The organism is Rhizobacter sp. P1_G5 (assembly GCF_056405435.1).
On sequence record NZ_JBFUCB010000232.1, the window covers coordinates 1 to 8,652 of the forward strand.

Below are 8,652 nucleotides of genomic sequence, written 5' to 3' on the forward strand. Positions count from 1 at the left end.
GCGCCGGGCTCAGCACCTCGAACGGCCGCGGCCCGCTCGCGTACACGCCCTGCCAGCGCTGCAGCACGCGCAGCGGCTGCCCGAGCAGGTCGCCGGCGAGCGCCAGCAGCAGCTCGTCGATGCGCTCGTCGTGGAAGGGCGCGACGGTGCCGCCGTAGTGGTGCGAATCGCCGACCACCAGCTCGCCGCGCTCGCCCAGCTGCTGCACGATCAGGTGGATGCCGTGCTCGAGCAGCGCCGGTGTGTCCTGCTGCACCCGGCGGCGCAGCGCGTCGATCCCGTCGACGCCGGCGAACGACGGGTAGTGCAGGCACGACAGGCCGGTCAGCAGCGCCTGCCCGTAGCGCGACCCCGGGTTCGCGAGCCGCAGCATCTGCAAGGCACAGCGCTGCAGCGCGAGCGGTGCGAAGACCTCGGGGTAGAGGGTCTGGAAGTCCGAGCCGCTGCAGACGACGGCGCGGTCGGCCGGGAAGTGCCCGCGCGAGGTCTCGATCCGAGGCAGCTCGATGGCATGCACCTGCGTCCCGACATGGAACTCGACGCCATGCCGCTCAGCCAGCCACTGCGCGAAGGCCGGGATCGCCTCGCGGGCCTCGAACGCGATCTCTTGCGGGCTCCACAGTGCGCCGATGCCGTTCAGCGAACGATCGGCCACCTGCGCGGCCGTCCGCAATTGCGTCGTGTACTCGCTGCCCTTCAGCGCGTGAAAGGACTGCAGCAGCGCCCATTCCGCCGCGTTGCGCGCCACCGTCAGGCTGCCCTCGGCCTGGTGCCAGGCGCCGAGGGCTGGCAGCAATTCGAGCCACAGCGTTCGGCTGCGCCGTGCCAGCTCGAGCATCTCGCCCGCCGGCTGGCCGAGCACCAGCCCGAGGCCGAAGTTGCGCACCGAGGCGCCGACCGCCTGCGCATCACGCTCGAACACGCTGACCCGCCAGCCGCGCCGTGCGGCAGCCCAGGCATGCGCCAGCCCGACGACACCCGCGCCGACGATCGCGAGCCGTCCGCTGCTCACGGCCGCTCGCCGCGCGCGAGTCGCGCCTCGATCGCCTCCAGCACCGCGGGCAGCCCGGCGATGCTGTCGATCACGAAATGCGACCCGGCCTGCGCCAGCTTCGCCGCGGCGCGGCGGCGATGCGCCTGCAGCCCGTCCGGCCCCAGCGCCTGCAGCTCCGCCAGCGTCAGCCCGGCCTCGTTGCCCGACAGCGACAGTCCGACCGTCCACATGCCGGCCGCGAGGCCTTCCTCGATGCCGGGCACCGTGTCGTCGACCTTCACGCAGGCGGCGAGCTCGCCGATGCCGAGCTCGATCACGTTGGCCAGCGCCATCCACGGCCCCGGCCGGCCGCCTGCTTTCAGGTCGTCGGTCGCGACCGCATGGTCCAGCCTCAGGCCCTGCGTGGCGGCGTGCGGCAGCAGCCGGTCCATCACGACGCGCGGGTAGCCGGAGCACGAGCCGAGCTTCAGGCCGCGTGCACGCAGCGCGGTGACGACGTCCAGCGCGCCGGGGATCAGCGTCGAGTACTGCGCGACCCGCTCCACCTGCAGCGGCATGAAGGCGGCGTACAGCGCATCGACGTCGTCGCGGCCCATCGAATGGCCAAAGCGCGCCTGCCAGCGCGCGGCCACGCCGGGCTGCCGGCCGAGCGCCTGGATGTGGTCCCACTTCGCGAGACCCATCGGCACGCGTGCTTCGGCCAGCGTGATCTCGATGCCGAAGCCGGCGAAGGCATCGATCAGCACCTGGGTCGGTGCGAACGAGCCGTGGTCGACCAGCGTGCCGGCCCAGTCGAAGATGACGGCCTGCAGTGGGCCCTGGTAGCGGCGGGTGTGGCGGTAGGGGGCCTGGTTCATGCCGATGCTCCCATCTCGTCGAGCGCATGGCCGATCGCATCGATCGCCTGCCCGATCTCGGCGCGGCCGATCGCGCCGATGCAGCCGACGCGGAAGGTCTCGACCGCCGTCAGCTTGCCCGGGTACAGCACGACGCCGCGTGCCTTCACGCGCTCGTAGAAATCGCTGAAGTTCCAGCCCGGCCCGGCGGGCGCATGCACCGTGACGATGATCGGCGCCTGGATCGCGGCCGGCAGGAAGCTGCGCAGCCCGAGCCGCGCGAGCCCGGCCAGCAGCGCCTCGCAGTTGTCGCGGTAGCGGGCCAGGCGCGCCGGCTGGCCGCCCTCGGCGTCATGTTGGTCGAGCGCGGCGGCCAGCGCCGCGAGCACATGCGTCGGCGGCGTGTAGCGCCATTGCCCGGTCTTCTGCAGGTAGCGCCACTGGTCGTGCAGGTCGAGCGACAGCGAATGCGCACGGCCCTCGGCCTGCGCCAGCGCGCGCTCGCGCACCAGCACGAAGCCCATGCCGGGCACGCCTTCGAGGCATTTGTTGCTGCTGGCGATCACCGCGTCGAAGCGCAGCGTGCGCGCCGGCAGCGGCAGCGCACCGAAGCTGCTCATCGCGTCGATGACGAGGCGCCGGCCGGCGCGCTCGACCACGTCGGCGATGGCCTCCAGCGGGTTCAGGATGCCGGTGCTGGTCTCGCAGTGGATCACGCCGACGTGGGTGATGGCTGCGTCGGCGGCGAGCGCGTCGGCGACGCGCGCCGGGTCGACGGCCGCCGCCTCGCCGAAGTCCAGCACCTGCACAGCGCGGCCCATCACCGCGGTCAGCCGCGCCATGCGCTGGCCGTAGGCGCCGTTCACGAGCACCAGCAGCTTGCCGTCGCGCGGCAGCAGCGTGCCGATCGCGGCTTCCACGGCGAAGGTGCCGGAACCCTGCAGCGGCACGCAGACGAACTCGTCGCCGCCATCGATCACGGCCAGCAGCCGGCGGCACACATCCGCGGTCAGCGCGTTGAAGCGGCCGTCCCACGAGCCCCAGTCGGTCAGCATCGCCATCTTCGTGGCCAGGCTGGTCGTCAGCGGGCCGGGGGTCAACAACAAGGGTTCGCGCATCGGAACATCCGGGTGGGAAAGCGAAGGAATCAGGGCTGGCGCCAGGCCTGCGAGCGCCGCCCGAGCCAGGCCGCGAGCGCGTTGATGAGCAGCGTGGCGGCGAGCGAGCTCGCGACGATCAGCGTGGCCATCGCGGCGGCGGCCGCGGTGTCGCCGGCATCGTCCATGCCGAGCACCGCGATCGACGCGAGCGTGGTGTCGGGCGTGTAGAGGAACACCACCGCACTGACCGTCGTCATGCTGGAGACGAACAGGTAGCGCGCCACGTCGAGCAGCGCGGGCAGGCTGATCGGCAGCGTCACGCGCAGGCAGGCCGTCCACCACGGCCGCTTCAGGCTGCGCGAGACGGCCTCGATCTCGCCGTCGACCTGGCGCAGCGCGGTCACCATCGTCAGGTGCGCCGTCGTGTAGAAGTGGGCGACGCCGGCAGCGACCAGGATCGCGAGGCTGCCGTACAGCGCCCGCAGCGGGTTGCCGGGCGCGTTGAAGAAGAAGATGTAGCCGAGGCCGAGCACCAGCCCCGGCACCGCCATCGGCAGCAGCACCAGCGCGCGGATCAGCGCGGCCGGCGCGCGCGGCGCCGGGGTCTTCAGCGTCAGGTAGGCGGTGATGAAGACAAGCAGCGTGCCGGCCAGCGCGGTCAGCGTCGCCACCGTCACGCTGTTGCCGAAGGCGCCCCAGCCGCCGCCGTCGACGTGGTCGAAGTCATAGTGCGCGAGCGTCGGCACCAGCTTGTACGGCCACAGCTGGATCAGCGAGGCGGCGATCGCGGTGCCGAGCAGCGCCAGCAGGAACAGCGAGACGGCAGCGCACACGGCGCCGAGCACGCCGTCGCGCACGCGGTTGCGCCCCGGCCGGTAGGCGACCGAGCGCCCACCCATCGCCGCGCTGCCGCGGCGGGCGAGCCGCCGCTCGACGGCGAAGCTCAGCAGCGCCGGCAGCAGCAGGATCAGCCCGATCACCGCGCCCTTGCCGAAATCCTGCTGCCCGATCACCTGCTTGTAGGCCTCCAGCGCCAGCACCTGGGTCTGGCCGCCGATCACCTTCGGCACGCCGAAATCGGTGACCACCAGCGTGAACACCACCATGCCGGCCGACGCGAGGCCGTAGCGCGCATTCGGCAGCGTGATCGTCAGGAAGCGCCGCAGCCGGCCGGCGCCCAGCGATTCGGCCGCCTCGTACAGCCGCGCATCGGCCACCGCGAGCGCGGTCGCCAGCACCAGCAGTGCATGCGGGAAGGTGTAGAACACCTCGCCCATCACGATGCCGATCGGGCCGTAGATCGACGCGCCGCCGAGCCACGACTTCAGCAGCCCCTGGTTGCCGAACAGGTAGACCAGCGAGATCGCCGGCATCAGCGACGGCGCGAGCAGCGGCGACAGCGCGATCAGCCGCCAGACCGGCCGCCCCCACAGCCGCGAGCGTGTCAGCGCGAACGCGAAGGCGAGCGCGAGCGGCAGCACGATCGCGGTGGTGGCGAGCGCGATCAGCACGCTGTTCGACAACGCGCTGCGCAGCCGCGCCTCGCCGAGCAGGGCGTTCAGCTGCGCGAGGCCGGTGAAGCTGCCGTCGCGCGCCTGCACCGCCTTGACGAGGATGGCCGTCAGCGGCGCGGCCAGGAACAGCACGAACACGCCGGCCAGCAGCCACACCAGCAGGGCAGCCACATGCTCGTCGGCACTGCGCTGCAGGCGTGGCGGGTGCCAGGCCAGCGTGGTCACGGCGCGACGCTCTCGAACAGCCGCAGCCGCTCGGCCTGCAGCGTCACCGGCACGCGCTGGCCGGGCACCAGCGCATCGAAGCCGGCGTCGTTCGGGCCCACGTCGGCGAGGATCTCGATCTCGCGCGCGGCGCACAGCGACAGGCTGGCGCGGCGCACGCCGCCCATGAAGTCGACGCGGTCGACGCTGGCCATCAGCGTGTTCGCGCCGGGCGTCCAGTGCGGTTGCACGCGCACGTCTTCCGGCCGGCAGAACAGCGTTGCGGCCGACAGGCCCGGTGCGATCGCGTCGGTGCAGGCGATGCGCACGCCGCCGAGCTGGAACGCGCCCTGCGCGTCGCGCCGCACCGGCAGCCAGTTGGCACGGCCGACGAAATCGGCGACGAAGCGGCTGGCCGGTTGCCGGTACACCTGCTCGGGCGTGCCGACCTGCTCGATGCGGCCCTGGTTCATCACCGCGATCGTGTCGGCGAGCGCGAGCGCTTCTTCCTGGTCGTGCGTGACCATCACGGTGGTGACGCCGAGCTTGCGCTGCAGGCTGCGCAGCTCGCGGCGCAGGTGCTCGCGCACCTGGGCGTCGAGCGCCGACAGCGGCTCGTCGAGCAGCAGCAGGCTGGGCGAGGTGGCGAGCGCGCGGGCGAGCGCGACCCGCTGCTGCTGGCCGCCCGACAGCTGGGCCGGGTAGCGGGCGGCGACGCCGGCCAGGCCCACCAGGTCGAGCAGCTCCTGCACGCGGCGCGCGCGGGCGGCGCGATCGGTGCGCAGGCCGTAGCCGATGTTGGCCGCGACATCGAGGTTCGGGAACAGCGCGTACGACTGGAACACGATGCCGTAGTGGCGCGCGGCGGGCGGCAGGCGGCCGATGTCGCGCCCGTCGAGCCACAGCGTGCCGGCGTCCTGCGGCTCCAATCCGGCGAGGATGCGCAGCAGCGTCGTCTTGCCGCAGCCGGAGGGCCCCAGCAGGCAGACGAACTCGCCGCGGCGCACCGCGAGGTCGATCCCGGCGAGCGCGGTGAAGCGGCCGAAGCGCTTCGCGATGCCGTCGACGCGCAGCCAGCCGGCGCCTGTGTCGAGGGTTGCCGCGGGGCCGCCGTCGGCGAGCAGCGCGCCGGCGTGGAAGGTCTGCGGCTTCATGCGCGCTGCCCCAGCAGCACTGCGACGCGCGGCAGGAAATGCGCGATCGGCGGTGTCTCGAGCCCCACCACCTTGGCGGCGTCGTCATGGCGGCGCAGCCGGATCGCGCGTTCGGCCTGGCGGTGGCTCTCGAACTCGGCGACCGCGCGCTGGCTCATCGCGCCGCCCTGCAGTGCGAGGCTGTGCCGCGACGCCTCGGACAGCGCGTCCGCATAGCCCGGCTCGACCGCGCACAGGTAGCGCTTGGCCTCCACGTGCAACCCGATCGGCTCGACCACGTCGGCCGGCAGCCAGGGCCGCAGGAAGGGCAGCACGCGGTGCTGGTGCAGGTCGTCGATGCCGCGCGCGAGCGCGTCGTCGCGCTGCGCGCTCAGCAGGTGGCCGAGGTCGTGCAGCAGGCAGGCGACGACGAGCGCATCGTCGCCGCCCTGCTGCTCGGCCGCCCAGGCGCACTGCAGCGCGTGCTCGGCCTGGCTGATGGCTTCGCCGCCATAGAGCGACGAGCCTTCGCGGGCGAACAGCGCCTCGATCGCGGCGGCGGTCAGCACGCGCGGGTCCCTGTCATTTCTTCGGTTCGGACTTGCCGTCGTAGCGGCGCGTCCATTCGGCGAGGATGCGTTCGCGGTTGGCGGCCGACCATTTCAGGTCCTGCTTGATCAGCAGCTGCTCGTAGTTGGCGGGAATCAGCGGGTTCGGCTTCGCGACGCCGGGGTAGGCGACGATCGCGAAATTCTTCTCGTACAGCTCGTTGGCGCCCTTCGAGGCCGACCAGTCGGCGAGCTTGCGTGCGGCCTCCAGGTTCTTCGTGCCCTGCATCACCGCGGTGGCCTCGACGTCCCAGCCCAGGCCGTCCTGCGGGAACACCAGGTCGATCGGCGCGCCTTCTTCCTTCAGCTTCGCGGCGCGGTACTCGAACGCGATGCCGATCGGGAACTCGCCGGCCGCCGCCTGCTTGCACGGCTTGGAGCCGGAGTGGGTGTACTGCGCGATGTTGTCGTGCAGCCGGTCCATGTAGGCCCAGCCGTCCTTCTCGCCGTACATCTTGAGCCAGGCCGTCACGTCGAAGTAGCCGGTGCCGCTGGAGGCCGGGTTCGGCATCACGACCTTGCCGCGGTACTCGGGCTTCAGCAGGTCCTTCCAGGTCTCGGGCTTCTTCAGGCCGATCTTGGCGGCCTCGACGGTGTTGAAGCAGATCGCGGCGCCCCACACGTCCATGCCGACCCAGCTCGGCACCTTGGCATCGTCGACGTAGACCTTGCTCAGCTTGTCGACGCCCTTGGGCGCGTAGGGCTGCAGCATGCCTTCCTTCTCGAGCACCAGCAGCGAGCTGGCGGCAACGCCCATCACCACGTCGGCCTGCGGCGCGGCCTTCTCGGCCAGCAGCCGGGCGGTGATGATGCCGGTGGAGTCGCGCACCCACTTGATCTTCACGCCGGGGTTGTCGGCCTCGAACTGCGCCTGGTAGGCCTTGATCTGGTCGGCTTCGAGCGCGGTGTAGACGGTCAGCGTGGTGTCGGCATGGGCGAGGCCTGCGGCGAGCAGGGCCAGCGCGGCCAGCGGTGAAGCGATGCGGCGAGCGTGCATGGGAACTCCGGGGGTGGACAACCGGAGCGACTGTAGGAACGCGGCATGACGTCGTCGTGACGTCTAGATGACCGCGCCGCGGCAGGTGTTTCAGTGCGGCCGGGCGAGCAGCGCCGTCACGATCGCCTGCGTGTAGCGGCTCGCGACCTCCGCGATGAAGCGGTTGAAGTCGACGTGCGCCGCATCGTCGGCCCGGTCGGAGACGGTGCGCAGCACCGCGAACGGCACGCCGAAGTCGTGGCACACCTGCGCGACCGCGGCGCCCTCCATCTCGACCGCCAGCGCGTCCGGGAAGCTCGCCTGCAACAGCCGGCTCTCGCCCGCACTGCTGACGAAGCGGTCGCCGCTGAGGATCAGCCCGCGCCGCAGCTGCGGATCGCGCACGCCGAAATCATCCAGGTGGGTGCGTTGCAGGTGATCGAGCACCGACGAGGCCGCCGCCTGCACCTCGGCCGACAGCCGCGCATCGGCCGCGAAGTGCGACAGCCCGTACAGCGGCACCTCGTGGCGCGGGAACAGCGGCGACGCATCCATGTCGTGCTGCAGCAGCGTGTCGGCCACCACGATGTCGCCGACGCGCGCCGGCCCGAGGCCGCCGGCCACACCGGTGAACAGCACGCGCTCGACGCCGAACTCGGCCAGCAGCAGCGTCACCGTCGTGGCGGCGGCCACCTTGCCGATGCGCGACAGCACCAGCACGACGTCGTGCGCGCCGAGCCGGCCGGTCCGGAACTCGCGCCCGGCACGCTGCACGCAGCGCGCGCCGGACAAGCCCTGCTGCAAGCCGTGCAGCTCCTGCRCCATGGCGCTGACGATCGCGATGCGTGACATCTTCACATGATGCCTGTCAAGCCCGGATACACGACGCGCCGGACATGGCGTAACCTCCGTCGCCATTGCGCTCACTGGGAAGAGCAGTTGAACCACTCATGAGGCACATGCATTGACGTTTTCATCTTTCAGCCGCCTGGCGCCCTGGCTGTGCGGGGCCGTCCTCGGGGCGGCGACGACGACGGCGCTGGCCCAGTCGCCGGCCTGCGATCAGTTCAAGGAGGCGGTCGCCACGCGCATCCCGCCCGAGGTGCGCGGCGCGCTGGAGACGGTACCGGCCGCGACGCCGGTGCCGCCGGGCGCCAAGGTGGTCGGCACCTGCGACGGCGGGGCGTTCAAGATCCTGCACTACCGGCGCGGGGTGACGCCGCAGGGGGCGAACGCGGCCAGCGCACCGGGGGTGACGAACGCGGCAAGTCCGGCCAGCGCGGCGAG

The 8,652-nt window shown here is 72.0% G+C and carries 9 protein-coding genes; 1 reads left to right on the top strand and 8 read right to left on the bottom strand.

All coding sequences use genetic code 11. The annotated features are described in order from the left end of the window. From AC1D12_RS16930 to AC1D12_RS16965, 8 genes are all read right to left on the bottom strand, one after another. A partial coding sequence (locus AC1D12_RS16930; protein ID WP_477841683.1) for a TIGR03364 family FAD-dependent oxidoreductase occupies window positions 1–1,012 on the bottom strand: 1,012 nt, incomplete at its 3' end. Further along, window positions 1,009–1,851: a phosphonoacetaldehyde hydrolase gene (phnX, locus tag AC1D12_RS16935; RefSeq protein ID WP_477841685.1), complete on the bottom strand. Its 843-nt coding sequence runs from the start codon at window positions 1,849–1,851 to the stop codon at window positions 1,009–1,011. The genes phnX and AC1D12_RS16930, both read right to left, overlap by 4 nt. Next, complete coding sequence (locus AC1D12_RS16940) at window positions 1,848–2,948, bottom strand: 2-aminoethylphosphonate--pyruvate transaminase (RefSeq protein ID WP_477841687.1); 1,101 nt, start codon at window positions 2,946–2,948, stop codon at window positions 1,848–1,850. Before AC1D12_RS16940 ends, phnX begins: the two co-directional genes overlap by 4 nt. Window positions 2,949–2,977: 29 nt before the next feature. After that, entirely contained in the window at window positions 2,978–4,669 is a 1,692-nt protein-coding gene (locus AC1D12_RS16945) for a putative 2-aminoethylphosphonate ABC transporter permease subunit (protein WP_477841689.1), read from the bottom strand. Continuing rightward, the gene (locus tag AC1D12_RS16950) at window positions 4,666–5,802 is read right to left on the bottom strand and encodes a putative 2-aminoethylphosphonate ABC transporter ATP-binding protein (protein ID WP_477841690.1); all 1,137 of its coding nucleotides are present in this window, start codon (window positions 5,800–5,802) and stop codon (window positions 4,666–4,668) included. The genes AC1D12_RS16945 and AC1D12_RS16950 overlap by 4 nt, the downstream gene beginning before the upstream one ends. Next, on the bottom strand, window positions 5,799–6,350 hold the full coding sequence (locus tag AC1D12_RS16955) for a phosphonate degradation HD-domain oxygenase (protein WP_477841692.1): 552 nt from the start codon (window positions 6,348–6,350) through the stop codon (window positions 5,799–5,801). Before AC1D12_RS16955 ends, AC1D12_RS16950 begins: the two co-directional genes overlap by 4 nt. A 13-nt stretch (window positions 6,351–6,363) precedes the next feature. Beyond that, on the bottom strand, window positions 6,364–7,386 hold the full coding sequence (locus AC1D12_RS16960) for a putative 2-aminoethylphosphonate ABC transporter substrate-binding protein (RefSeq protein ID WP_465113634.1): 1,023 nt from the start codon (window positions 7,384–7,386) through the stop codon (window positions 6,364–6,366). 90 nt (window positions 7,387–7,476) lie between these two features. Further along, the gene (locus AC1D12_RS16965) at window positions 7,477–8,217 is read right to left on the bottom strand and encodes a 5'-methylthioadenosine/adenosylhomocysteine nucleosidase (protein ID WP_477841694.1); all 741 of its coding nucleotides are present in this window, start codon (window positions 8,215–8,217) and stop codon (window positions 7,477–7,479) included. 112 nt (window positions 8,218–8,329) lie between these two features. On the opposite strand from AC1D12_RS16965, the gene AC1D12_RS16970 reads away from it, so the two are divergent. Then, a partial coding sequence (locus tag AC1D12_RS16970) for a DUF1161 domain-containing protein (RefSeq protein WP_477841696.1) occupies window positions 8,330–8,652 on the top strand: 323 nt, incomplete at its 3' end.